The following is a 23,213-nucleotide window of genomic DNA, read 5'->3' as shown; positions in this document are numbered from 1 at the left end:
GAGAGGTAATGGCCCGACATCATGCACGGGAAATGGCTTTACGCGTATTATTTGAGCATGATTTAGCCCATACCGAGCCAGCGGTCTTGGTGGCACGTCTTCAAGGGCAAGATCCTGATGACCGGCAATTTGCGGAATCTATCGTGCATGGTGTGTTAATGCATCAAAATCAGATTGATGAAATCATTGCCCAAGCCTCTGTGGATTGGCGCATTCAACGCATGCCGACGATTGACCGAAATGTTCTGCGAATTGCTGTTTATGAGCTTTTATATGAGCCTAAGACTCCTATTTCCGTCATTATTGCAGAGGCTTTAGAATTAGCCGGTGCCTATAGCACAGATGAGGCCAAACGGTTTGTCAATGGCGTCTTATCCACCGCAGCTAAAACCGTCCGACCTCAAGGAGATGTCGATCGACCATTGGTTGATGAGAAGGCGCCCAAGGAGAATCCACAGATTAAGGATGACCCAGTCAATTCGTGATTGTGTTATTGGTTTTGATACCAGTGCATATACCACCTCGGTTGCGGCAGTGACGAGGGATCTTGTTATCTTTCAGCAACGGCAACTGCTGAAAGTACCACCATCTCAACGGGGATTGCGTCCCCAAGAGGCGGTTTTTGAACATGTGCAAAATATGCCGGCTCTCATTGAGAATTTAGTGCAAGCCATCTCGGCGTATTCTATTCGCGGCATCTGTGTTTCTGAAAAACCCAGACCGCTGCCCACGTCTTATCTGCCGCCCTTTAGTGTAGGCTTGAGCTTTGCCCGCTCACTGGCTTATGTGTATGGAGTGCCTTTATCGTTGTCCACCCATCAAGAAGGACACATCCAAGCGGCCTTGTGGAGCATCGGCCATGAGGAGTGGACGTGTTTCTCGGCGCTGCATATTTCGGGGGGCACTACGGAATTGTTGCAAATTCGTCGACAAGATCCGGGTCATTTTGTGATTCAACGCATTGGGGGCACCGATGATCTCTACGCGGGCCAACTCGTGGATCGCGTGGGCGTCATGCTGGGTCTGCCCTTTCCAGCGGGACCCCACCTGCAAGCCTTGGCTCGACACGCCACCGATCCTCTCATGTTGACGGTGCCCCGGGTTTGGCATGATGGCACGGAATGGAAAACCAGTTTTTCCGGTCCGGAAACTCAAGCGCGCCGAGCCTATGAGCAAGGCGCCGCAGGAGCCAATATCGCACGAGGAGTGGAACTGGTGTTAGCACGTACTCTGGCTCGGTTGATTGAACGCGCCGTTAATATTTGGCCGTTGGTTGTGGTAGGTGGAGTGGCTGCCAATGAAACCCTTCGCCAAGAACTTATTCGACATACCTCTCATCCCCAGGAAATTTTCTTTGCGAGTCCTGACTTAAGTCGGGACAATGCGGTGGGCATTGCCCGCATTGGCTACCAGCTCTTTAACAGTTAAATAATCGCAATACCCACGATGGGAATACGTCATGACATGGGCCTGCGGCATCCTTGCCAAAACCAAAACAGGATTTTTCATTTGCGGGAATGAAAGGATATCATCTAGGTAATCAAGACATCGCGGCATGACAGGAAGAACACATAGAGAGGACGAAATGATGATGGCAACTGCTGAGCTCTTAGATGGGAAAAAGACTGCTCAGATTATCCGCGAAGAGCTAGCCAAGAAGATTGAGGAGCATTATGAACGCACGACTCTGAGACCGGGATTAGCCGTCGTACTGGTTGGTGATGATCCCGCTTCCAAAATTTACGTGCGAAACAAGCACCGGGCGAGTACACAAGTCGGTATGGACTCTCGTCAAGTCATTCTCCCAGCGCATTCCACAACAAGCCAGGTTTTGGAAACCATTGAAATGTTAAACCAAGATCCCAGTATCCATGGGATTTTATTGCAGCTGCCTGTGCCTCGGCATATTGATGCCCAAGTTATTCTCCGCCACTTAGATCCACGCAAAGATGTCGATGGTCTCACGCCGACTAATATGGGGCGGCTCATGGCAGGTCAAAGCGGGTTAAGACCCTGTACACCTCTTGGAATCATTGAGTTATTAGACCGATACCATGTGCCATTAGAGGGCGAACGCGTGGCCGTTATTGGCCGTTCGCAATTAGTTGGACGTCCTTTGGCACTCATGTTCGTCGAACGCAACGCGACGGTCACTATTGTGCATTCCAAGACACCTAATGCGTGGGAGATTACAAGGGAAGCGGATATTGTGGTAGCCGCAGTAGGACATGCTCATTTGGTGCAGCCTAACTGGATTAAACCGGGTGCTACGGTGATTGACGTGGGGATTAACCGCACTGAGAGCGGTATTGTTGGAGATGTGGAGTTTGATTCGGTTTCCGCTATAGCTTCACGGATTACCCCTGTGCCCGGAGGGATTGGTCCAATGACCATAGCTATGCTACTAAGCAATACCTGGCAAGCGTTTCAGGAAACGGTTGGGTCATGACAGAAGGTGTGTTGAGTGTCCACGAACTTGTGCAAGGTATTAGACGGCTCGTGGAAAACGTTCCGGAATGGCAGCGTCTGTGGGTTCAAGGGGAATTATCCGGGGTTAAACATCATAGTTCGGGGCACTGGTATTTTATATTAAAAGATGATCAGGCTCAAATCCGGGGAGTGATGTTTCGGCGCGATGCTGTCTCCCTGACGAAGCCCTTGGTTGACGGCATGTCCGTCTTGGTCTTTGGGCGCGTCGGTGTCTTTGAACGAGATGGACAAACCCAATTGTATGCCAGTATGATTCAAGATTTGGGAGCGGGAGCCCAGTTTCAAAAGCTCGAGGCATTAAAACAAAAGCTCTATCAAGAAGGATTGTTTTCTCGTCCCAAACGTCCCATTCCCAAATTACCGCGAGCCATCGGTGTTATTACCTCGGGAACGGGAGCGGCGAGGTATGATATTGAAACCGTAATTAGCCGCCGTTTTCCGGGAATGCCGGTATGGTTATTTCCCGTCCTTGTCCAAGGCCAAGACGCGCCCAGGGCCATTGTAGAAGCCTTGCAAAAGGCTTTTCGCACACCAATTAGTGTACTCATTATTGGCCGGGGAGGGGGTTCAAAAGAAGATTTAATGGCCTTTAATGATGAAATGGTTGTGCGCACCGTGGCTAGATCGCCGATTCCCGTGATTTCTGCGGTGGGTCATGAAATTGATACCACCCTGGTAGATTTGGTGGCCGATTTGCGAGCGCCAACACCATCTGCGGCCGCTGAATTAGCGGTGCCGGAGAAGGTCCGTCTTATGGAATGGATTGATCAGCTTAATGACAGGGTGTACGCGGCCTTAAGCCGCCGTTTGCAATGGGAACGCACACGTATTGAGGGATGGACTACTCACGGCATTCTGGCCGACAGCTCCCGGCTTATCATCACACGCCGCGACCTTTTAGATCGATTGGATGAACGCCGCGACAGGGCTTTTGAGCGGCTGGTTCAGTCATTACGATTGCATGTGGAAAAATTGGCAGCGTCTTTAGCCGCAATGAATCCCTCGGCCGTATTGCGCCGTGGTTATACTTATGTGTTAGATGAATCTGGTAATACAATTGGCAGAGAAGATGTTCGTCAAGGACAGCGATATGAGGTACACTGGTATAATGGGAGCTATTGGATGAGATCTGAGACACCGGGGAAAGAGGAAGATGCGTGATTGAGGAAAACGAACTTGACCAATTTGAAAATATCATAATCCGGCTCGAAGAAATTGTCCGTCAGCTGGAGGGAGGCAGGCTGTCTCTCAAAGAAAGCCTGGTCATGTATCAAGAAGCCAGAGTTCTTAGTGAGAAAGCTAACCTCTTGCTCAATCAAGCTGAAAGCTTACTGAAACCAAAGGCTGAGGCATAACGTGGACATAGGAAAATGGCTTGAAGAAACCCGGGCGATCATCGAACAGTGGATTCGCGAAGATCATATTGCCCGGCAAGCAGCACCCGGAACCGTCGAAGAAGTTATGCGCTATTCACTGCTTGCGGGGGGAAAAAGGTTACGGCCTCAACTGGTCATGGCCAGTACGGTGTATTTGGGATTACCCCAAGATACCTTTCGTGATGTGGCCCTAGCGGTTGAATATATTCATACCTATTCGTTAATTCATGACGATCTCCCGGCAATGGATAACGATGATTTGCGGCGTGGGCAGCCGACGGCCCACAAAATGTTTCCAGAAGCCATGGCTATCTTGTCGGGCGACGCACTGCTGACTGAGGCTTTTGTAAAAATGAGCCAAATGCAAAACGCTAAGGCGGAAGACGTATTAAACGCCATTACGTATTTGGCGGTAGCCGTGGGACGACAAGGTTTAATAAAAGGACAAGTGATGGATTTAGCGGCTGAGCATCATGATGTGGAATTGGCAGAATTGCAAACCATACACCGCAATAAAACGGGGGCATTATTTCAAGCCGCATTGGTCATTCCAGCTTTGCTTACGGGCAATCACGCACGGCAAAAGGCACTCAGCGTGTATGGGGAACATTTTGGCCTGGCCTTTCAGATTGTTGACGACATTTTGAATGTCGTTGGCAAGCGTGAGTTGCTCGGAAAGAATGTCGGCACGGACAGTGAGCGAGGCAAAGCCACCTATCCGCGACTGGTAGGCATCGAGCAAGCACGCAGGTTGGCTGATGACCACCGGATTCGGGCCAAGATTGCTATTGGTTCAGAACCCGGAGCCGAGATTTTGCGTAATTTGATCGATTTTGCTGTGGACCGTCAGTGGTAAGGAGGTAGGTTATGGAAACAAAGTTGCTGGCATCAATCCAATCCCCCAAAGACATGCGGAATTGGTCGGTATTGCAATTAGAGGAATTGGCAAAAGAAATCCGTCGCGTGATTATTGAAACGACAGCGCAAACTGGAGGCCATATCGGCGCGAGTTTAGGGGCTGTGGAACTCGCCATTGCCCTGCATTATGCCTACGATACGCCCCAAGATAAGCTCATTTGGGATATTGGTCATCAGGCCTATGCTCACAAATTGTTGACAGGGCGCTACCAGACATTTTCTACCCTGCGGCAATTAAACGGGTTGTCGGGCTTCCTCAAACGTCGCGAGAGCGAATTCGATGTGTGGGAGGCTGGGCATGCTTCCACTTCGTTATCGGCGGCAATGGGGATTGCCAGTGCCCGCGATTTGCGTCATCAAAAATACCGAATCGTCGCGGTGATTGGGGACGGGGCCTTGACGGCCGGAATGGCATGGGAAGCGCTTAATCAAATTGGCCAAACCAAAACGAATTTAGTGATTGTTGTCAATGATAACTCGATGTCTATCGCCCCCAATGTGGGAGCTTTTTCACGCTATTTGACGGAATTGCGGTCGGCTCCGGCGTATACACGTATGAAACAAGAAATTGAACAATTACTGGATTCGGTTCCGGTATTTGGCGGTCCTCTTCGCAAAACCATTGAACGGGTCAAGGACTTATTACACCATGCAGTGTTGCCGCGCAATGTTTTTGAAGAATTGGGATTTAAGTATTATGGACCTGTTGACGGTCACAATTTGTCGGAACTGATTCCTGTACTGCGTAATGCGCAATTGGTCGACGGGCCAGTTGTGGTGCATGTGATTACGCAAAAAGGCCGTGGCTACCGACCGGCGGAGGAACGTCCCGGAGAATTTCATGGGCCGGGTCCTTTTGAAATTCAGTCCGGGCAGTTTATCAAAAAGCCGCAACCGCCATCCTATAGTCAGGTTTTCAGCCAAACTTTGATCGAGTTAGCTAAGACGCACCCCGAAATCGTGGCGATTACGGCGGCTATGCCTGATGGGACAAAACTTGATCTTTTTCAAAAAGTCTTTCCGGACCGGTTTTTTGATGTCGGTATTGCTGAGCAACATGCGGCCACATTTGCCGCAGGTTTGGCGATAGGCGGAATGCGTCCGGTATTTGCAGTTTATAGCACGTTTTTGCAAAGAGCTTACGACCAAGTCATTCACGATATTTGCCATCAGGATTTACCGGTGATTTTGGGGGTAGACCGGGCTGGGATCGTGGGGGGAGATGGGGCGACCCATCAAGGTGTTTATGACATCAGTTTTCTACGCGCGGTCCCGAACATGGAAATTGCTATGGGGAAAGATGAAATAGAATTGCGCCAGTTATTGGTTAGTGCCTTAGACAGACCTCACCCGGTGGCATTGAGATATCCCCGGGGAGCTAGCCGTGGTTTAGACTTAACAGAACCGTTACAGGGATTGCCTTGGGGCCAAGGCGAATGGTTGGCCCATGGCTTGGACGCGACAATTATCGCCATAGGCCCCATGGTTTATCATGCCTTGAAGGCACGAGAAATTTTGGCTGAAGAAGGCTATGATATCGGTGTCGTGAATGCCCGCTTTATTAAGCCGCTTGATACGACTCTATTGCGTCAAGTGGCACAAGAAACCCGCGCCATTGTGACTCTGGAAGAACATGTCGTGGCTGGGGGATTCGGGTCAGCGATTAATGAATGGCTAAATGCCGAAGCTATCGAATTGCCGATTTTCAATGCGGGATTGCCCGATGAATTTATTGACCATGGTTCTGCCAGTTACTACTTGAATTTATACGAACTCAATGCCGAAGGTCTTGCGCGGAGGATCAGAACGTGGCTTCGTCAAACGGAAAGAGCCCAAAAATAGATCAGGGCCATCAGCGCTTAGATCGTGTGATGGTTGACCACGGACTGGCACCAACACGCTCTAAAGCCCAAGGACTGGTTATGGCGGGACAGGTTTTTGTGAACGGCGTCAAAGTGACCAAGGCGGGGACCCTAGTCAGTGGCGACGCGAAGATTGAAATTCAGGGGAATGCTCACCCGTATGTCAGTCGTGGCGGTTTAAAACTGGAAGCCGGATTAAAGCATTTTGGTTTAGATCCCCAAGGATGGAGAATAATCGATATCGGAGCATCCACTGGGGGATTTACTGATTGCTGGTTGCAACATGGGGCATCTCACGTATGGGCTGTTGACGTTGGCTATGGACAACTTGACTGGAAGCTTCGCAATGACGACCGCGTAACGGTTTTAGAGAAAACCAATGCCCGCTGGTTGTCGGCCGATATGTTGGGGACAAGAGAGTTAGCGGACGCGGCGTCTATTGATGCGTCCTTTATCAGTATGGAACTGTTGCTGTCTCCCCTGCGGGCCTTATTGAAGGAGGAAGGATGGGTCATTGGACTGGTCAAACCGCAATTTGAAGCCGGCCCGGAGCATGTAGGGAAACATGGGGTGGTTAGAGATCGGCAGGTCCATGTTGACGTGTTGCGTCACTTTACGGCTTATGCGCAAAAGTTGGGTTTTAGCGTCATGGGGTTAACTCCGTCACCTATCCGCGGGCCGGAGGGCAACATTGAGTTTTTGAGTCTTCTCAGTAATCGACAACCCGTGACGACGACGCACAGTATTGATATTATCCAAGTCGTGGATCAAGCATGGGACCGGGAGGAACCTCATTGAAACGGCTGTTAATTTGGCCCAATACCGATAAAGATCAAGTCAGGGGATTGACCGGGAGGATTTCGAAATGGGCCACCGATCACGGCATCGACACCATAATTCCCACGACTTTAGCCGAAAGGGTGGGATATCCTGATCTCGGACAGGATCTGGAACATGTGCCAGAAGGTAGTGTCGACGGCATTATTGTTTTAGGCGGCGACGGAACGCTTTTGCATGCAGCCAAAGCGTTGGCACATCTTAATTGTCCAATTTTGGGAGTGAATCTGGGACATTTAGGCTTTTTGACAGAAGTTGAAGTGCCTGACTTGTTGCCTGCTCTGACTGCTATGGTGAATAATCAATATGACATTGATCAGCGTCATTTATTAACCGCGCGGGTGATGCGTGGACACCGTGAATTGGCTCATTTTGAAGCCATGAACGACGTGGTCGTCACTAAGGGACCTTTTGCCCGGCTGATCAATCTCGAAACTTTTGTCGATGATGCGTATGTTACCACGTATCCTGCTGATGGATTGATTGTTGCGTCCCCAACAGGATCAACGGCATATTCATTATCGGCAGGTGGACCGATTCTAAGCCCGGCCTTGAGTGTCATGGTCGTTACACCAATCTGTCCACATTCGTTTTTTGACCGTTCTATAGTCATCAATGGGGATCAACAAGTGAAAATCCGTGTTCGGGCCATGCACCGAGACACCTTAGTGACGGTGGATGGCCAAGAAACTTATCCCCTCGTCGATGGCGATGAAGTTTTAGTGGAAACCAGTCCGACCACCATCCGGCTGTTTCGTAGGCCGGGTTGGAGTTTCTTCCAAGTTTTAAGGGGCTGGCGAAAGGGGCATTAGGACTATGCGTCATGATAAACGCACACGTCAATCATTAATTCAAGAAATCATTACGACACAACCCGTAGAGACGCAAGAAGAACTATCGGAAATTTTAGCAGCCAAAGGAATGCCGGCAACCCAGGCCACAATCTCCCGGGATATCAAAGATTTAGGGTTAATTAAGGTGCCATACCAAGATTCTCACCGCTATGCCTTGCCTGACGACCGGGCGCTAGGCGTCACTCGTGACCGCCTGCGCCGGTTATTGCGCGAAGTCTTAACCGGATATGTTGTCAGTGAGAATTTGGTTGTGGTGAAAACCTTGACAGCAGGGGCCGAAGTGGTGTCGGAAGCCATTGACAAAATGGATTGGCCTGAAGTGGCCGGTACGTTAGCGGGTGAAAACACCGTGTTAGTTGTAGCCCGGTCAAAAGAAGAGGCGCCAATATTGGCGAAACGGTTAGAAGAGTTACGTTGATTGGATGTGGGATATGCTAACCGCATTAAACGTGGAAAACTTCGGTTTGATTCACCATGCTGATGTGACATTTGATAAGGGTTTTACTGCTGTCACCGGGGAATCCGGAGCAGGAAAATCTTTGCTTCTGACGGCAATTCCCGCGGTCTTTGGACTGTCTGGAACGGCTGATCAGGTGGGCCCTTTTGGTAATAGCTTTCGCATTCGGGCAGCTTTTTCGGTATCCCCTGCGGATCTTTTGTGGAATGTGTTGCGTCAATGGGGAATTGAAGAAGATGATACCTTAATTATTCAGCGGGATATGACAGCTGAAGGGCGATCCACATACCGGATACAAGGGCAAATCGTTACCCGTCAAGTGCTGCGCGAGTTGGCTCCGGAACTTATCGACTTTAGCGGGCAACATCATGCTTTGCGTTTATTCGATTCGGCGCAGTTATTACTGTGGCTCGACCATTTTGCCAAACTAGAACCGTTACGCTCGCAAGTCGAAGCCGCTTATCATACGTGGCGGTCACAAAAAGCTGCCCACGCTGAGTTAACGGCAAATGTTCCTGATGCTCATATTATCGCGTCCAAACGTCAAGAGGTTGAGGAATTGCTGCAACTGCACTTAGATGTGGAAGAGGAAGAACGATTAAGTCGTGAGTTGACCCGGTTACACTCCCGCCAACGCCTCTTAGAAATTTTACAAACAATAGAACAGGATCTGGATAACGCGGAATCAGGTAATGTGGTCAGCTTATTAGGCCGAATTGCTCGGAATGTGGAGAATTTGATGCGACTTGATGCCGATGCCAGGTCACTGGGCAGTCTGGTTGACCAAACAATTAGTGTGGTAGACGAGTTGCGATTAGCTCTTAATGAGTGGGCTAGCCATCTCGATCAAGAACCGGGACAATTGGAGGCACTCGAGAGTCGCGCCAATGAATTGGCAAAAGTCAAACGGCGCTACAACATGGGAATTGGCGAATTAGTGCGGTATACTGAGACATTGCAGCAGGATCTTCAGAAATGGGAAAACTTTGAATGGGAACTTCATATCGCTGAGCGCAAACTTCGTGATGCGGAAAGCGAATATATGCATTGGGCGGAGGAACTATCGCAACAACGCCGGTTGGCAGCCGAGGATGTCAGCGGGAAGTTGTCGGACCTCGTTCATGAAATGGAAATGCCAGCTTCCCAAGTGCGCTTTGTTCTGGAAACCAATGAACCGTCGCAGTGGGGACTGGATCATGCGGCCATTTTCTACGCATCCTCTGCTCAGCACGAGATGAAACCAGCACCCAAAGTGGCTTCGGGCGGCGAATTAGCGCGCATGGCCTTGGCCATGGCCGTATTAGGGGGAAGTCATGGTGGGGCGACTTTGATATTTGATGAGCTTGATGCGGGGCTTGGTGGACAAAGTGCTGCCCGGGTGGGCCGTCTCTTGCGATCATTAGGCGAACACCGGCAAGTGATTGTCATCAGCCACCAGCCGTCTGTGGCCGCCAACGCGCATTCTCAATGGATGGTTGTCAAGACATCAGATGACAATGGGGTGCGGTCCATCGTGAAATGTGTCGAACATCACGACCGGGAACAAGAAATCGCGAGAATGCTGAGTGGACAATCTGATGCTGTGGCAACTTCGCACGCACGACATTTGCTGGAATGGGGAAAACGGGGGGATTAACTTGCAATGGCTCCTGGACAGCAACCGCGTGCTCATCAGCGCGGTCACTGCCGCAGTGACTGCACAATTGTTGAAATTTCTGATTTACGTGGTATCCCGTCATGAACCGCGCTATGATCGCCTGGTTGGTGCTGGGGGTATGCCCTCGTCCCATTCCGCCATGGTCGTTGCCTTAGTTTCATCTATTGGATACCAGTACGGCTGGCGTTCGGGAGAATTTGCGATCAGTGCCGTCTTTGGTCTCATTGTGCTTTATGATGCGATTCATGTGCGGCGTGTGGTAGGACTGCAATCTCGGTATCTTAATCTTGTTTCCCGCTCCGAATATGTCGCAGATATCGACCGGGATTTTCCAGAATTTGTGGGCCATACTCCCTGGGAAGTGGCCGCCGGCACGATTTGGGGTCTGATTATTAGCAAATTATTTTATTAAGATCCAAGTGATATCTCAAGGAGAACTGGATGCGGATATTAATCGCCAGCTTGCCCATAGGCACAGGCCATGATATTGCGGCTAAAGCGTTGGCAGAAGCTTGTTTAAAACTCGGAATGGACGTGGAGTTCTCTGAGCATTTAGTGGGGAAGGCACGCATTGAAACCGGATTATATTTTTGGGCTTTAAAATATATTCCGCGTCAATATGGCTATATTTTTCGCTGGGGCGATCATTCGCCATTGCAATGGGCTAAACATCGTCAACGTTGGATGCGTATTGGTCAAGATATCTTGAATCATGTTTATGATCTTTATGAACCCGACGTCATTCTGGCGACCCATCCTTTCGCCTTGAATGCGTGGGCTGGGGTGAAAGAGGTACATTCCCATTTGAAGCTTGTTGGAGTGTTGACCGATTTATCTGTACACCGCTTTTGGTATGAGCCTTTGGCCGATGCCTACACTGTGTGGCTGCCTGAACAAGTCGACGATTTGGCGCGCTTCGGAGTGAAAAAAGAACAGGTCTGGCAGACAGGCATTCCGATCCGGTCATCCTTTCATGAACCGGCGTGGGAATTACCGCTGTATGCGAAAGATCCCATTGTGCTCTTAGGCGGAGGATTGGGAATGGGACCATATTACCGTATTTTGCGTAAATTGGCGGAAGCCGATTATCCTGTTGTTGCGGTGTGCGGCCATAACGAACGTTTGCGTTGGCATCTTGATCAATATTCATGGCCCGATGTTGTCACGATTGTCGGATATGTGGAAAAAATGCCGTTATTGTTGCATCATTCTCGGCTTGTTGTCGGCAAACCTGGTGGTGTCACGGCAGCAGAAGTCGCCCAATCACATGTGCCTTTCATTTTGACCCATTGGATTCCAGGACAAGAAGAAGCCAACCGGGATCGTTTGTTGGTCCATGATATGGCCGTGCGTGGCGACAAAGACTTATTGAAATGGGTTCGGAACCTTCTTCCCGAAGAATCTCCTTTACGCCGCAAAATTATTCATCATCAAGAACTTTGGGCCCGTCCGCATGCCGCCTCCGATATTGCCAATCGCTTATTGAACCTTTAAGGGCTCTTATTCTTAAGACACGTGTGCTTTGCCTAAACATGGCGATTCCCGGAAAAGTTCGAGAACCTAGGGAAAAATGCCAATCGGCAAGAGGCCCTACCGAGGAAAACATTGCGTAATGATCCACCTGATTTGACAGCAATTTTTCCTAAATCCACCGCTTTTGCAGCAAGCATTTAAAAAAATTGGCTAAGATTTTGCCGGGGGTCTGGCTGAACAGTCAGACCTTGGTCCTAATTCCGGGCATGAATTCTCCTCGTTTCCGAGACCTTAAAAAGGGAAACACATAAGAGGAGGTGAGAACCATGAAACGGCGTGAACGTGTTGCGCGTATTATCGGTATGATCGGAGCGGCAACGGTCATTATCACCGGATTTCTTCCACCTGTGCGCCAAATGGTGGATATTCCCAAAATCATCATGGTTCCCTCGGGACAGCGCATTTCATTGCCTTGGAGCACATGGCTTTCGCTGGGGGCGCTAAAATCCTATCCTGTGTCCATTGAACCCGGGCGGGTCGATATTTGGGGAGCAAATCCCGGGCACTTTATATTACAGCCTAAACTGTTTGGATGGATTCCCTGGCGACCTGTTCCCGTCGACGTGACACGACCGCTTTATGAAGTGCCCGGTGGACAGTCCATTGGGGTGGTTGTGAATACCCGGGGACTGGTGGTGAGAGGTTATGCTCCGATTGTCGTCAACGGCCACTTGGTGGATCCGGCTGAAGAGGCGGGAATCGACAAGGGGGATGTGATTGTGGAAGCTAATCATCACCCGGTGACATCCAATCAGGCACTCGAACAGGCAGTTCAGAGGTCGGGCATACAACATCAGGCAGTGGCGCTTGGGGTGCAAGGGGCTCGTCACTTTCATTGGCGGTATGTGAGGCCTGTATGGTCTCAGACACAGCATGCATGGCATATTGGAGTGGTGGTACAAAATGGAGCAAGCGGAGTTGGCACCTTAACTTTTTACGATCCTCATACGTTAAAATATGCGGCGTTGGGACATAGTATAACCGATGGGCTAACACGCATACCGATTTCGGTCAGAAGCGGTCAATTAACGGGGGCTCGCATTGTCGGAATTATCGCTGGTTCTATTCATGGACCCGGTCAAAAAATTGGCGTGTTAGCGAATGGACAGAATGTGAAGGGCACTGTGGGGACCAATGGTGTTTTCGGGATTACTGGTCGTCTGAGCCATAAGCCCCTATGGGGTCCCAAAAAAGCACTGCCCGTGGCCTTGCCCGACCAAGTGCATCCCGGCCCCGCACAGATTATCACCGTGTTACATGGTCAGACCCCGCAATCATTTTCGATTCGGATTTTGAAAACGTATTTACAATGGCATGCGCATACAAAGGGTTTGTTGTTTGAAGTGGATGATCCAGCCTTGTTGCGTCAGACCGGTGGCATTATACAAGGGATGAGCGGCAGTCCCATTATACAAGATGGTCGTCTTGTGGGAGCGGTGACCCATGTCTTGATGAGTCGACCCTCCCTCGGTTATGGCTGTTATGCTTATTGGATGGTCAAACAAAAATCTTTTTCTTAGACCGATTTTTGCAGGAAATTCGACGGACGATCGCGAAATCGTTCGTCATATTTCCCTAATGTCATCGGGCGAGGGTGGTACGCGATATGGAAAAGAATCCACACGCCGCATTTGTGATGTGGGTCTTTTTGACCGTCACAACAGGCATTTTGTGGGTATTATTACAATATGGTCGTACATTATGGCTACACACGCGTACAGCATACATTCGCATTGCCTATTTACAACAAGCCGGCCTGCTGTCGAATGAAACCGAAAAATGCGTGAATTTGGAGGGAAAAGAGACTTCGCAAGAGGAAGGAGATGAGGCAAAATCGTAGAAGAAAGATCTGTGCCAATTTTTGAATGAGATGCAGGGGGCTGGGACATGGCAATAAAGGTATTAATCGCGGATGACAATCGCGAATTCTGTGAATTATTGCAAGAAGCGATACGCGGCGAAGAAGGACTGGAAGTGGCCGGTATTGCTAATCATGGTATGGAAGTATTAGAACTGCTTTCACAACAACCTGTTGACGTCATTGTTCTTGACATCATTATGCCTCATTTAGACGGCATTGGTGTTTTAGAAAGATTGGCTCAAATGGATTTACCCAATCCTCCACGGGTTATTATTTTAACGGCATTTGGACAAGAAACGATGACACAAAAGGCCCTAGAACTGGGGGCTGATTACTATATCCTTAAACCTTTTAATCTAAAAGTATTGGCGTCTCGTGTTAAACAATTGGCGGGTTCGCCAGCGCCGGCCAAAAAATCTAATGTACCCTCAGGAAAAATTACGGTCGTTCCGGTCAAGAACCTTGATGTCGAAGTGACCAATATTATTCATGAAATTGGAATACCTGCCCACATCAAAGGCTATTTATACCTGCGGGAAGCAATTGTGATGGTCATTAACCGTGTCGATTTATTAAGTGGTGTGACCAAAGAGTTGTATCCGGCCATTGCTTCAAAATACAAGACAACGCCCAGCCGAGTCGAACGAGCCATCCGCCATGCAATCGAAGTGGCTTGGTCACGAGGAAATGTCGATGTAATTAACGGCATTTTCGGACATACTGTCAATCGAGACCGGGGTAAACCAACGAATTCCGAGTTTATTGCCATGGTGGCGGATAAGCTACGAATGCAAATTAAGGCCAGTTAAGCCCCTTTCGGGGCTTTTTTTAGTCCTGTCGCCAAAATCTCGGCTATAACGGTTTACCATCTTACAGGTTTATGCCATCATGATGAGCGGAGTCGAGTGGCGGCTCCCAGCCATCCAACCGAAAAACAGAAAGGAAGTGACTCTCGCGCATCTTGCGCGAGTGAGCAATGAACATATTTGAAGCGATGGAACAGTATGGTCACGAAGAATTGGTCTTTTGGTATGACCATACCACAGGATTGAAAGCGATCGTGGCGATACATGATACAACGCTCGGACCGGCTCTCGGTGGTCTTAGGATGTGGCCCTATGAGTCTGAAGATGATGCCATTACCGATGTTCTTCGACTGTCCCGAGGGATGACATATAAAAATGCGGCCATGGGACTCGACTTAGGAGGCGGAAAGTCTGTGATTTGGGCGGACTCACGTCATGACAAGTCGGAGGCCATGTTGCGCTCTTTTGGCCGCCTCATTCAAAGTTTAGGAGGACGGTACATTACGGCGGAAGATGTGGGGGTTAATGCTGATGATATGGCTGTAATCGCCCGGGAAACCGAGTTTGTGGGCGGCCTGAAGGAAACCAGTGGTGACCCCTCGCCAGCGACGGCCGTTGGCGTTCTAGAAGGTATGAAGGCGGCCATGAAAATGGCATTTGGTTCCGATGATTTCCATGGTCGTACGGTAGCCATTCAAGGATTAGGACACGTGGGAAGTTTATTGGGCGAAATGCTCAAAGAAGCCGGAGCCCAATTAATTGTGACGGACATTCATCCTGAAGACGGTAAACAAGTGGCGGAGCGCTTAGGAGCCAAATGGGTGGAGCCTCAAGAGATTTATGGGGTAGAAGCAGACATTTTTGCCCCGTGTGCGCTAGGAGCCATCATTAACGATGACACCATTCCCCAGTTCAAGTGCAAAGTCATTGCGGGTTCGGCGAATAACCAATTAAAAGAACCTCGCCATGGTTTGGAGCTCATGCGGCGCGGGATTGTATATGTCCCTGATTACGTCATTAATGGTGGCGGCGTCGTCAATGTCGCCGATGAATTTCACCGCGACGGATACAATAAGGAACGGGCCTACGCTCGTGTCCGCGCGATTGGCAAACAGGTTGGGGAAATCCTGACGCGTTCTGAGAAGGAGAATATTCCGACCCAAGAAGCCGCTGACCAGGTGGCAGAACACCGCATTCGCGAATTGGGACAGATTAATTCGACCTATATTCCCGAATAAATGCCCAGAAAATAAAGGAATTTTCAAAGAGGATATCGAATTGTTGGGTATCCTCTTTGAGTGCATTGCACGCGGACTTGTGTTTTGAGGCGGTTCCCATCAAAGATTTGTGCCAGCATGGGATCCAAAGAGGTGGATCGGGTCAAAAGTCCTCAAGTGGGGTATCGCTGAAAGGGTCCATCACATGGGCATTCAAAACAAAAACCCGAATGACTGAGGATCTCAATAAATGAACAGGTGGCAAGGATCTATCGCATAGTCATTTCCAATCCTTGTACGCCCATTTCACAATGACAGTCTAATGAAGGAGTTTCCGTCCGGATGAGCGGAGAATTCGATCACGTTTCTGTTGATGAAATTGAAGCATTGATAAAGCGTTTGCCCACCGTATTGCGATGTCACGTGGCGGTGAATGAATGGGGCGCTGTTGAAGAAATTCACGTCTTGACCACGCTTGATCGCTCGCCCAAGCAGATTGTGCGTGATGTGGAAAGTGCGTTATTAGCCCAATGGAATTTGCGCGTGGATCACAAGAAAATATCAGTGGCTCAAATAATAGATGACAGTCATATGCAGCCTCTACCCCGGTTGACTGTTGCTGAGTTTCGTATGGACCTCGATACGATTCATCAAACTGGTCATAGCTTTGTGCGGTTGCAGCCGAGCAATGATGAGCTCACGAGTTATGAAGGGCACTGGCAAGGCCGGTATGTTCCGAGCCAGTATCATTACATGATGGCATGGGCCACTGTCGAAGCGTTAAACCAAATCCCGGAGTTGCCCGAACCCTTTGTTTTGTCCGAATTGAAGACTTTCACGTTAGCGGGACGTACGGTCGTGGCAGTGGCTCTCAGTTACGTGACATCAAAACGACGGGAAGAGATTTTGGTTGGGGCCGCGCCTGAACGTGGAGATGGTCAAGGGGCAGCCGTACGGGCGGTCTTAGATGCTATTAACCGGCGCTTGGCACAAATTCAGCGACCGAGGCCGGCTCATATGGTGAGCAAAGACATCTTGACTCCAGAAGAAAAATCCGGAGAGGAGAATTAAGGAGATTTCTCATGTTATCTGGGAAACCGGGGTGTAGAGGCTGGTTGTCATACTAACAACTCCGTCCCTAATGGCCTTTGGAGCGCAGCCAACGCGATGATGCGCAGTTAGCGATTTTCCTATTTTTATGACGTTCCCGGACATAAGGCCATGATCAAGAGCCTAATTCGGTTTTTACAATTCTAGCACTGGTTTTTGCCCCCTACCCTTGAGTTCGATGTGACACTGAAAGCTTATGAACACAATATGGCGAGAAAGAGGGATAAATATGTCTCGTGATAGATGGGTTGAAGTGCCCCAAACCAACCGCAGCGCTAAAGCCCGCATCCAAAAACCCCATTCAACTCAAAACGCGGCGCAGACGCATGTTTCGACAGGGCCGGCTGGCAATCGTACGAGTTATGTTCAGGATGCTTTTTATCAGCATTTGATGACCGAACGGTCTTTAGTTGAAGTCGTATTTTTGGATGGAATGTCCCTAATAGGGGTCATCGATGGATTTGATACCTATGCCATTTTATTGTTGAGCAATGGCGAGGAGATTTTGATTTTCAAATCGGCCATCCGGTATATTCATCTTTATTTGGGTGATGGCAATGAGGAGCAAAATGTGTAAGATATAAATTAAGCGAGATGGTTAAAGGCCATGTTTTTAACCACTGCTCCAATTCATGTACAGAACCTACGAATATTATTTTGTGGGGCTTAAGATTCATGAGTTACCACCTCTTTTAATTACATTTAATTACATTGAGTATGCGACATGAAAGGAATTTTATACCTATGGAGCATCGTTCGGGTCCCGGACAATGGGTATATCAAGGTCGAACGATATCTGTTCGTGTAGACCCGGTGAAGGTGAGAACCATTTTCACTTCGCGTGAAGTGGTTGTCCGCGTGCCGGCGGTGGCGGTTATTGCTGAAACGCGTGATGCCCAGATTGTCATGATCAAGCAATATCGATGGGCTGTAGGCCAGTGGTTATATGAATTGCCCGCGGGAAAAGTGGATGGAACCGAAAGCCCTTTGGTGGCGGCTAAGAGGGAACTGCAAGAAGAAACAGGATACATGGCGAATGAGTGGCGGCTGGTGAGGACGTTTTATCCTACGCCAGGCTATAGCGATGAGAAAATCTTTTTGTTCTATGCCCGGGATTTAACTTATGCTCAAACACATCTCGATGCAGATGAAGAAATTGACACAGAATTGTGGGACACCCATAAGATTCGCGCCTTTCTCGAATCTGCTGACGACATTAATGGGATCGCATTGACCGGGCTACAATGGTGGCTGTGTAAAGATATCGATTAAGATGCATTATACACACGCCCATGAGGAGGCGTTTGTCCATGGAATCGATACCGTTAATAGAGGATATCCATGCGGAGTTGCTCCAGGCCAAACATCATGGCCATGACCTTTTAAAACGCTTTGGCGTCTGGATGCGCCAACACCGGGAAAGGCGCGGGCTCACAGTGACTGAACTCGCGCACCGTATTGGTGTCTCGCAAGTTCTCATAACTCGAGTAGAGCGAGGCAATGCCGTCTTAAGCGAAAGCAAATTATCAAAAATTTTTGAAATCCTTGAAATACATCCGATGTTCTGGCGGCGTTTTCAAGATAGCCACGAGGATCCTAACATTCATGAACAAGCCCACATGCTTCATGCTCAATTGCAGACGGCGCGGATTTGTTGTCCCGCTTTGATGCTGGAATTCGGCTGGTATATTCGTCATTACCGTCATCAAAAACATTGGACGGAAACGGAACTGGCGGCAAAAGTGGGTGTGACGAAGCAGACAATCTGTGGGGTAGAACAGGGGAAGATGGTTCCGAGTGCGACCTTAATTACTCATTTGGCGGAGCAACTCAATATGTCTCTGCGCGATTGGCGTATCCCTTCAAACCATGAAGTTCTTGACGGGCCGCGGGATCTATTTTGGCATACGTTGACGCGATTATGGGGAGGATTAGCGGACGAGGACAAAATGGTCATCTTGCAATTAATTGGCCGCTTGAGTCGGGATGAATCGCGTTGGGATGATCAACAATCGTGGAATAGTCTTGGCGAAAAAGCGGAAGGTCAACTCCTAGGTCTAGATCCTTAAGGATAATCATAGGCTGTTGTAGGGGGGACAGCCATGGTTACAACATACCCTGCGACCATATGGGATGAATATCTCCGGCATTATTGGACGCCTGTCTATATTGCCACGGCAACGTTTGCAGTAGGACTCCTCTTTGGGGTGCTTGCGATTGGAACATTGACACCTGCGGATATTTTTTCCCTGGATACCTATTTACGCCATTTTGTTGATATGGAAACCACGTCGCCAACATATCATGGAGTATTTCAATCTGCCTTAACCAACAATTTGAAAATTTTAGGTCTACTCTATATTCTCGGGGTTTCGGTGGCGGGAATGCCACTGGTGCTTGTGGCCTTGTTTTTCCGGGGATTTGTTCTCGGTTTTACGGCAGCGTTCATGATTTCCTCGTTACATTGGCAAGGCATCATTCTGACTCTCATTACCATCGTCTTACAAAATGTGTTCATTGTCCCAGCCCTCATTATTGTGGGTGGGGTGGCATTAGGTTTTTCTTGGCAACTTATTGCAGCGAGAAGCCCCACCGCAAAAAGTTCATTAGCTCAACGATTTGGGGCATTTACAACATTGGTATTGGCTATGGGCCTGGTCATGGTAGTGGGAACCTTTTTAGAAGCCTATGGCGCCCCCTTTTTGATGCATTTATTGGGCCAATGGGGCATCTGAACCATCATCGCAAGGAGCTAGCGTTGGCTATGCACCCTTTTGAGCCCGTGATTACCCTGGATAAGCCGAATATGAGTATGTCGCATCAAGACAAATCTACCGTAGGCGAACGAAGAAGCTTTTCAGCTTTCACCCATCTTTTTTACATCAACCCATAGGCCGTTCCACGGGGGATGCGATTGGAAAGTGGCTGCGTTATGGGCCTGCCATAACCTGCTCGCGCCATGCCATCAGTCTTTGGTAAACGCTGCGACTAAGAGACTGGGCGGCTCTCAACGACATGGCTGCAAAGCTCAGCGGGGAAGCCATTGGCCACTGGGCAAGACGCCACAATTCCGGGCCGAGCAGGGTTGCGATAATGGGGTAGCCGCCAATGGTGCCGCGTTGATTCAATAACACAATCGGTTGACCATCTGGCGGGACTTGAATTGCGCCCGGAACTGTACCTTCAGACAGTCGGTTGGCGGCCTGGTTATGGGGGGGCACTGGAGTTCCCATAAGCCGGATCCCCATGATATTACTCAACTTATTAATGGTATACGATTCTTTGAAAAAGGTTTCTAGGGTATGGGACGAAAACTCATAGGCATGGGGTCCGAGTACGACCTTGAGTGGTTCTTCTGTGGAATAATAAGCCCAATGGGGAGCGGTATGTCCTGTCATACGCCGAGCAGTTTCTACCGGCTTAAAGGGAATACGGTCCCCGGACCGTAAGGAGCGACCATGCCATCCGCCAATACCTGCTGTAAAATCTGTGGAACGGCTTCCCAAAATAACCGGGGTATCTAGCCCTCCTTGAATAGCTAAATAGGCCCGGGATTGGGTTAGCCGTCCGATTTGCACTAGTTGTTGGGATTTCGCCATGAGCGCCACCGAACCGGAATAGACTTCGTTATCGATGCGCACATTTTCGGCTCCGACAACGGCGAAAATCAACGGATGATCACTGGTGAATTCCAATCCCTGGTAGCTCATTTCAATGGCGGCTTCGTGCAAATCATTATGAACCAAAGTCTGCGCAATCACGAAAGACTGGAAATCTAACGGGCCACAGCGGTTGAGACCCAAATATTCGAGTCCCGGGCGTCCCAGATCTTGAATGTGAGAAAAAGGTCCCGGTTTAAGAATGTGAATGGTTCTCATGTCATCCACTCCACGCTAATGGATTGTTCTGGATTTGCCGCAAATTGGTCATATTCGGCGCGACTAATGGGAACAAAGTGTAATAAATCTCCTGGGTGATAAACGATGGGCGGATCGTTGTGAGGGCGAAAAAGAATCAAGGGAGTGCGTCCAATAAGGTGCCATCCCCCTGGGGTACTGACCGGATAAATCCCTGTTTGACGTCCACCAATCGCCACAGAACCCGGGGGAACTTTGGCCCTTGGAGTGTGACGACGAGGCGTTATTAATTGCGGGGAAAGACCCGACAAATAGGGAAAACCCGGAGAAAATCCTACCGCTTCAATTCGGTAATCAGGATGAGCATGGAGTTCAATAACTTCGGCAATGGAAAGACGATGAAAGTTTGCGACATATGCTAAGTCCGGCCCAAATTCTTCGTCGTAACAGACTGGGATGTGATATCGTTTGACACCGTAGGAGTTCGATTCTGATATCTCAAGATATTGTTGAAGAATCTCCAGAACATCGCTAAGAGGTTGCTTCCATGGATAAGATATCGTTAAAGTGGTGTAACTGGGAATCATCTGCCAAGATTGTGTGCGACTATCACGTCGAACTTGGTCAAAGATTTTATAGATAACTTGGGGATTATCATATCCTGGCGCTTGAGAAAAATCTACCTGGATGTTAAAGTCTCCCATTTCATACCATCGAATGGCCAATTGTAATCCGATCCCTCACCTTATTCATCTCTATCACGGCATAATGTGCGGTATGTAGTCTCGTCGCAGAATTCATAACGGAAGATTTATTCTTTCCGCGGTCCTGTGCAAAGTGAAAGGTGTGTCCCCCTATGGAATTGCAATATGGAGGTTCGAGTCATACCTGAACGATGATCGTATAACGCTTCTTTCAAAAAGTGTTCCATGATTAAGGATTCGTTGCAACATACCGTGATGCCTATTCCCCAATTGAATTGAATTCCGCGGCGCCGTCAATGGATTTCTTTTCATGGTATCATAAATACTACGCTGTTCGGAAGAAGCGTGCCTTAACCAGGTCCGGTTTCTCCGTTACTGTTCATAACGAGACAGGGGAACAGTGACCAAACGTGCTAGGCATTACGAGTATGATGTTGTCATAAAGGCCGGCATGGGGTGATGTTCCTGTTTATGAGGGCTAGCAGATTTCTTCCGAGATGACAGTGTCGATCATAAATATCATAAGAGAACACAGAGAAGACGAAAGAGGGAATATGATGGCGTTATATGCAGCCTGGTTAACGATTGTGGATGCTGAATTGAATCAGAAAACACGTCCACAGCATTTGGCTTATTTAAAGCACCTTCATCAACATGGTAAAGTGGCCTGGGCAGGTCCTTTTTCGGATAAATCAGGCGGAATGGTGATTTACCAGACGGATAACGCAGAGGAGGCCATGGAGCTTGCCCACAATGATCCGGCTGTCACATCGGGTGCCCGCACGGTTGTGGTGAAGCCATGGGAATTATTGAATTTTGAATCATTATGAATTCTCTCCAGTTGCATTGATTACAGGGACCTCGAGCGGAATTGGCCGGGCTCTGGCGCAATATTTGATCGATAAACATTATATCGTGATCGCCACGGCCCGGGATGTGGACAGCATTTCCGATCTGCCGGCAGCAGCTCATCTCTCACTGGACGTGACTCAACAAGTTCAAATCGATGAGGCCGCACACTATGTCATGCGACAGTTTGGACGTCTTGATGTATTGGTGAATAATGCGGCTATGGCGCTGCGCGGGAGTATTGAGGATGTTCCGGAAACAATGTGGGAGACGATTTTTGATGTTAACCTCATGGGCCCTGTCCGGATGATTCAGGCCTTTACCCCTTATTTTCGCCAGCAACAACGTGGTCACATCATTAATATCACCACCGTCAGGTCGCTTTGGGGAATGCCTTTTCTGGGAACTTACACCGCTAGCAAACAGGCATTAGATGCGCTAACCATGGCTCTGAGTCATGAATTGGCGCCATGGGGAATTTTTGTGACATTGGTGCGGGTGGGATTAACAAAAACCCCGTTATTTCAACGTTCGCAGCAATATTCAGAGCCTTGGATTACCTCCCAATCACCCTATTGGGAGTCATATCAACACGGACAAAAAATATTTGAGCGCGTTGTGCGTTTTGCAGTGAATCCGTCAATCATTGCCCAGCATATCGAGAAGATAATGGCTTCGTCACGTCCGCCCCGGATACTGACCATACCTCCACAAGCCCGGATTTTTGACAATCTATTACCCCTATTTCGCTTGATAAGACGGTTGAGAAAGGCTTAGTCTTCTAAGATCCCGTCAGGTTGAATGAACCTGACGGGAAGGCATAAC

General features: G+C 49.0%; 26 protein-coding genes. 24 read left to right on the top strand and 2 right to left on the bottom strand.

The features are described from left to right. The first annotated feature begins 8 nt into the window (after positions 1 to 8). From nusB to spoIIM, 22 genes are all read left to right on the top strand, one after another. On the top strand, positions 9 to 485 hold the full coding sequence (gene nusB, locus AOA63_RS08095) for a transcription antitermination factor NusB (protein WP_053959221.1): 477 nt from the start codon (positions 9 to 11) through the stop codon (positions 483 to 485). Then, positions 466 to 1,428 (top strand): hypothetical protein, encoded by a 963-nt coding sequence (locus tag AOA63_RS08090; protein ID WP_053959220.1) that lies wholly within the window; start codon positions 466 to 468, stop codon positions 1,426 to 1,428. Before nusB ends, AOA63_RS08090 begins: the two co-directional genes overlap by 20 nt. A gap of 157 nt (positions 1,429 to 1,585) precedes the next feature. Continuing rightward, the gene (folD, locus tag AOA63_RS08085) at positions 1,586 to 2,449 is read left to right on the top strand and encodes a bifunctional methylenetetrahydrofolate dehydrogenase/methenyltetrahydrofolate cyclohydrolase FolD (protein ID WP_053959219.1); all 864 of its coding nucleotides are present in this window, start codon (positions 1,586 to 1,588) and stop codon (positions 2,447 to 2,449) included. Continuing rightward, positions 2,446 to 3,651: an exodeoxyribonuclease VII large subunit gene (xseA, locus tag AOA63_RS08080; RefSeq protein ID WP_053959218.1), complete on the top strand. Its 1,206-nt coding sequence runs from the start codon at positions 2,446 to 2,448 to the stop codon at positions 3,649 to 3,651. Before folD ends, xseA begins: the two co-directional genes overlap by 4 nt. Continuing rightward, positions 3,648 to 3,845: an exodeoxyribonuclease VII small subunit gene (gene xseB / locus AOA63_RS08075; RefSeq protein WP_053959217.1), complete on the top strand. Its 198-nt coding sequence runs from the start codon at positions 3,648 to 3,650 to the stop codon at positions 3,843 to 3,845. The genes xseA and xseB overlap by 4 nt, the downstream gene beginning before the upstream one ends. A 1-nt stretch (position 3,846) precedes the next feature. Continuing rightward, the gene (locus AOA63_RS08070; protein ID WP_053959216.1) at positions 3,847 to 4,722 is read left to right on the top strand and encodes a polyprenyl synthetase family protein; all 876 of its coding nucleotides are present in this window, start codon (positions 3,847 to 3,849) and stop codon (positions 4,720 to 4,722) included. Positions 4,723 to 4,733: 11 nt separating this feature from the next. Continuing rightward, the gene (dxs, locus tag AOA63_RS08065; RefSeq protein ID WP_053959215.1) at positions 4,734 to 6,626 is read left to right on the top strand and encodes a 1-deoxy-D-xylulose-5-phosphate synthase; all 1,893 of its coding nucleotides are present in this window, start codon (positions 4,734 to 4,736) and stop codon (positions 6,624 to 6,626) included. Beyond that, on the top strand, positions 6,593 to 7,444 hold the full coding sequence (locus AOA63_RS08060) for a TlyA family RNA methyltransferase (protein WP_082343838.1): 852 nt from the start codon (positions 6,593 to 6,595) through the stop codon (positions 7,442 to 7,444). Before dxs ends, AOA63_RS08060 begins: the two co-directional genes overlap by 34 nt. Then, positions 7,441 to 8,295: an NAD(+)/NADH kinase gene (locus tag AOA63_RS08055; protein WP_053959214.1), complete on the top strand. Its 855-nt coding sequence runs from the start codon at positions 7,441 to 7,443 to the stop codon at positions 8,293 to 8,295. Before AOA63_RS08060 ends, AOA63_RS08055 begins: the two co-directional genes overlap by 4 nt. Before the next feature lie 4 nt (positions 8,296 to 8,299). Further along, a complete protein-coding gene (gene argR / locus AOA63_RS08050) occupies positions 8,300 to 8,755 on the top strand; it encodes an arginine repressor (RefSeq protein WP_020373284.1) in 456 nt (151 codons plus the stop codon). A 13-nt stretch (positions 8,756 to 8,768) separates the two neighbouring features. Beyond that, on the top strand, positions 8,769 to 10,430 hold the full coding sequence (locus AOA63_RS08045; RefSeq protein WP_053959213.1) for a DNA repair protein RecN: 1,662 nt from the start codon (positions 8,769 to 8,771) through the stop codon (positions 10,428 to 10,430). Position 10,431: 1 nt separating this feature from the next. Then, positions 10,432 to 10,863 (top strand): divergent PAP2 family protein, encoded by a 432-nt coding sequence (locus tag AOA63_RS08040; RefSeq protein ID WP_053959212.1) that lies wholly within the window; start codon positions 10,432 to 10,434, stop codon positions 10,861 to 10,863. A gap of 29 nt (positions 10,864 to 10,892) precedes the next feature. Beyond that, the gene (locus AOA63_RS08035; RefSeq protein WP_053959211.1) at positions 10,893 to 11,945 is read left to right on the top strand and encodes an MGDG synthase family glycosyltransferase; all 1,053 of its coding nucleotides are present in this window, start codon (positions 10,893 to 10,895) and stop codon (positions 11,943 to 11,945) included. A 305-nt stretch (positions 11,946 to 12,250) separates the two neighbouring features. Then, the gene (gene spoIVB / locus AOA63_RS08030) at positions 12,251 to 13,504 is read left to right on the top strand and encodes a SpoIVB peptidase (RefSeq protein WP_053959210.1); all 1,254 of its coding nucleotides are present in this window, start codon (positions 12,251 to 12,253) and stop codon (positions 13,502 to 13,504) included. Positions 13,505 to 13,590: 86 nt separating this feature from the next. Beyond that, positions 13,591 to 13,824 carry a hypothetical protein gene (locus AOA63_RS08025; RefSeq protein ID WP_053959209.1) on the top strand — a complete coding sequence of 78 codons (234 nt, stop codon included), beginning with the start codon at positions 13,591 to 13,593 and terminating at the stop codon, positions 13,822 to 13,824. A gap of 47 nt (positions 13,825 to 13,871) precedes the next feature. Continuing rightward, a complete protein-coding gene (gene spo0A / locus AOA63_RS08020; protein WP_020373278.1) occupies positions 13,872 to 14,654 on the top strand; it encodes a sporulation transcription factor Spo0A in 783 nt (260 codons plus the stop codon). Between the two features lie 167 nt (positions 14,655 to 14,821). Beyond that, on the top strand, positions 14,822 to 15,889 hold the full coding sequence (locus AOA63_RS08015) for a Glu/Leu/Phe/Val dehydrogenase dimerization domain-containing protein (protein WP_053959208.1): 1,068 nt from the start codon (positions 14,822 to 14,824) through the stop codon (positions 15,887 to 15,889). Between the two features lie 321 nt (positions 15,890 to 16,210). After that, entirely contained in the window at positions 16,211 to 16,939 is a 729-nt protein-coding gene (locus tag AOA63_RS08010; RefSeq protein ID WP_053959207.1) for a hypothetical protein, read from the top strand. A 268-nt stretch (positions 16,940 to 17,207) separates the two neighbouring features. After that, complete coding sequence (locus tag AOA63_RS08005; RefSeq protein ID WP_053959206.1) at positions 17,208 to 17,555, top strand: RNA chaperone Hfq; 348 nt, start codon at positions 17,208 to 17,210, stop codon at positions 17,553 to 17,555. Between the two features lie 167 nt (positions 17,556 to 17,722). Continuing rightward, positions 17,723 to 18,250, top strand: coding sequence for an NUDIX hydrolase (locus AOA63_RS08000; RefSeq protein ID WP_053959205.1), 528 nt, complete (start codon positions 17,723 to 17,725; stop codon positions 18,248 to 18,250). A 38-nt stretch (positions 18,251 to 18,288) separates the two neighbouring features. Then, the gene (locus tag AOA63_RS07995; protein ID WP_053959204.1) at positions 18,289 to 19,047 is read left to right on the top strand and encodes a helix-turn-helix domain-containing protein; all 759 of its coding nucleotides are present in this window, start codon (positions 18,289 to 18,291) and stop codon (positions 19,045 to 19,047) included. Positions 19,048 to 19,080: 33 nt separating this feature from the next. After that, on the top strand, positions 19,081 to 19,713 hold the full coding sequence (gene spoIIM, locus AOA63_RS07990; RefSeq protein WP_053959203.1) for a stage II sporulation protein M: 633 nt from the start codon (positions 19,081 to 19,083) through the stop codon (positions 19,711 to 19,713). A 195-nt stretch (positions 19,714 to 19,908) separates the two neighbouring features. On the opposite strand, the gene AOA63_RS07985 is transcribed toward spoIIM, so the two are convergent. Beyond that, a complete protein-coding gene (locus AOA63_RS07985) occupies positions 19,909 to 20,856 on the bottom strand; it encodes a biotin-dependent carboxyltransferase family protein (protein WP_053959202.1) in 948 nt (315 codons plus the stop codon). Continuing rightward, positions 20,853 to 21,560, bottom strand: coding sequence for a 5-oxoprolinase subunit PxpB (gene pxpB, locus AOA63_RS07980; protein ID WP_053959201.1), 708 nt, complete (start codon positions 21,558 to 21,560; stop codon positions 20,853 to 20,855). The genes AOA63_RS07985 and pxpB overlap by 4 nt, the downstream gene beginning before the upstream one ends. 533 nt (positions 21,561 to 22,093) lie before the next feature. Between pxpB and AOA63_RS07975 the strand changes: the two genes are divergently transcribed. After that, on the top strand, positions 22,094 to 22,369 hold the full coding sequence (locus AOA63_RS07975; protein ID WP_242848298.1) for a YciI family protein: 276 nt from the start codon (positions 22,094 to 22,096) through the stop codon (positions 22,367 to 22,369). Next, positions 22,356 to 23,165 (top strand): SDR family NAD(P)-dependent oxidoreductase, encoded by an 810-nt coding sequence (locus tag AOA63_RS07970; protein ID WP_053959199.1) that lies wholly within the window; start codon positions 22,356 to 22,358, stop codon positions 23,163 to 23,165. The genes AOA63_RS07975 and AOA63_RS07970 overlap by 14 nt, the downstream gene beginning before the upstream one ends. Positions 23,166 to 23,213 lie beyond the last annotated feature (48 nt).

The organism is Sulfobacillus thermosulfidooxidans (assembly GCF_001280565.1).
GTDB lineage: Bacteria > Bacillota > Sulfobacillia > Sulfobacillales > Sulfobacillaceae > Sulfobacillus > Sulfobacillus thermosulfidooxidans_A.
Note: the sequence above shows the minus strand (reverse complement) of the source record. Positions and strands in the feature narration are given on the sequence as shown.

Excerpts from the sequence above, each read along its gene's own strand:
- nusB (WP_053959221.1), top strand. The coding sequence starts at position 9 with ATGGCCCGACATCATGCACGGGAAATGGCTTTACGCGTATTATTTGAG.
- AOA63_RS08090 (WP_053959220.1), top strand. The coding sequence starts at position 466 with ATGACCCAGTCAATTCGTGATTGTGTTATTGGTTTTGATACCAGTGCA.
- folD (WP_053959219.1), top strand. The coding sequence starts at position 1,586 with ATGATGATGGCAACTGCTGAGCTCTTAGATGGGAAAAAGACTGCTCAG.
- xseA (WP_053959218.1), top strand. The coding sequence starts at position 2,446 with ATGACAGAAGGTGTGTTGAGTGTCCACGAACTTGTGCAAGGTATTAGA.
- dxs (WP_053959215.1), top strand. The coding sequence starts at position 4,734 with ATGGAAACAAAGTTGCTGGCATCAATCCAATCCCCCAAAGACATGCGG.
- argR (WP_020373284.1), top strand. The coding sequence starts at position 8,300 with ATGCGTCATGATAAACGCACACGTCAATCATTAATTCAAGAAATCATT.
- AOA63_RS08045 (WP_053959213.1), top strand. The coding sequence starts at position 8,769 with ATGCTAACCGCATTAAACGTGGAAAACTTCGGTTTGATTCACCATGCT.
- AOA63_RS08035 (WP_053959211.1), top strand. The coding sequence starts at position 10,893 with ATGCGGATATTAATCGCCAGCTTGCCCATAGGCACAGGCCATGATATT.
- spoIVB (WP_053959210.1), top strand. The coding sequence starts at position 12,251 with ATGAAACGGCGTGAACGTGTTGCGCGTATTATCGGTATGATCGGAGCG.
- AOA63_RS08025 (WP_053959209.1), top strand. The coding sequence starts at position 13,591 with ATGGAAAAGAATCCACACGCCGCATTTGTGATGTGGGTCTTTTTGACC.
- spo0A (WP_020373278.1), top strand. The coding sequence starts at position 13,872 with ATGGCAATAAAGGTATTAATCGCGGATGACAATCGCGAATTCTGTGAA.
- AOA63_RS08015 (WP_053959208.1), top strand. The coding sequence starts at position 14,822 with ATGAACATATTTGAAGCGATGGAACAGTATGGTCACGAAGAATTGGTC.
- AOA63_RS08010 (WP_053959207.1), top strand. The coding sequence starts at position 16,211 with ATGAGCGGAGAATTCGATCACGTTTCTGTTGATGAAATTGAAGCATTG.
- AOA63_RS08005 (WP_053959206.1), top strand. The coding sequence starts at position 17,208 with ATGTCTCGTGATAGATGGGTTGAAGTGCCCCAAACCAACCGCAGCGCT.
- AOA63_RS08000 (WP_053959205.1), top strand. The coding sequence starts at position 17,723 with ATGGAGCATCGTTCGGGTCCCGGACAATGGGTATATCAAGGTCGAACG.
- AOA63_RS07995 (WP_053959204.1), top strand. The coding sequence starts at position 18,289 with ATGGAATCGATACCGTTAATAGAGGATATCCATGCGGAGTTGCTCCAG.
- spoIIM (WP_053959203.1), top strand. The coding sequence starts at position 19,081 with ATGGTTACAACATACCCTGCGACCATATGGGATGAATATCTCCGGCAT.
- AOA63_RS07985 (WP_053959202.1), bottom strand. The coding sequence starts at position 20,856 with ATGAGAACCATTCACATTCTTAAACCGGGACCTTTTTCTCACATTCAA.
- AOA63_RS07975 (WP_242848298.1), top strand. The coding sequence starts at position 22,094 with ATGATGGCGTTATATGCAGCCTGGTTAACGATTGTGGATGCTGAATTG.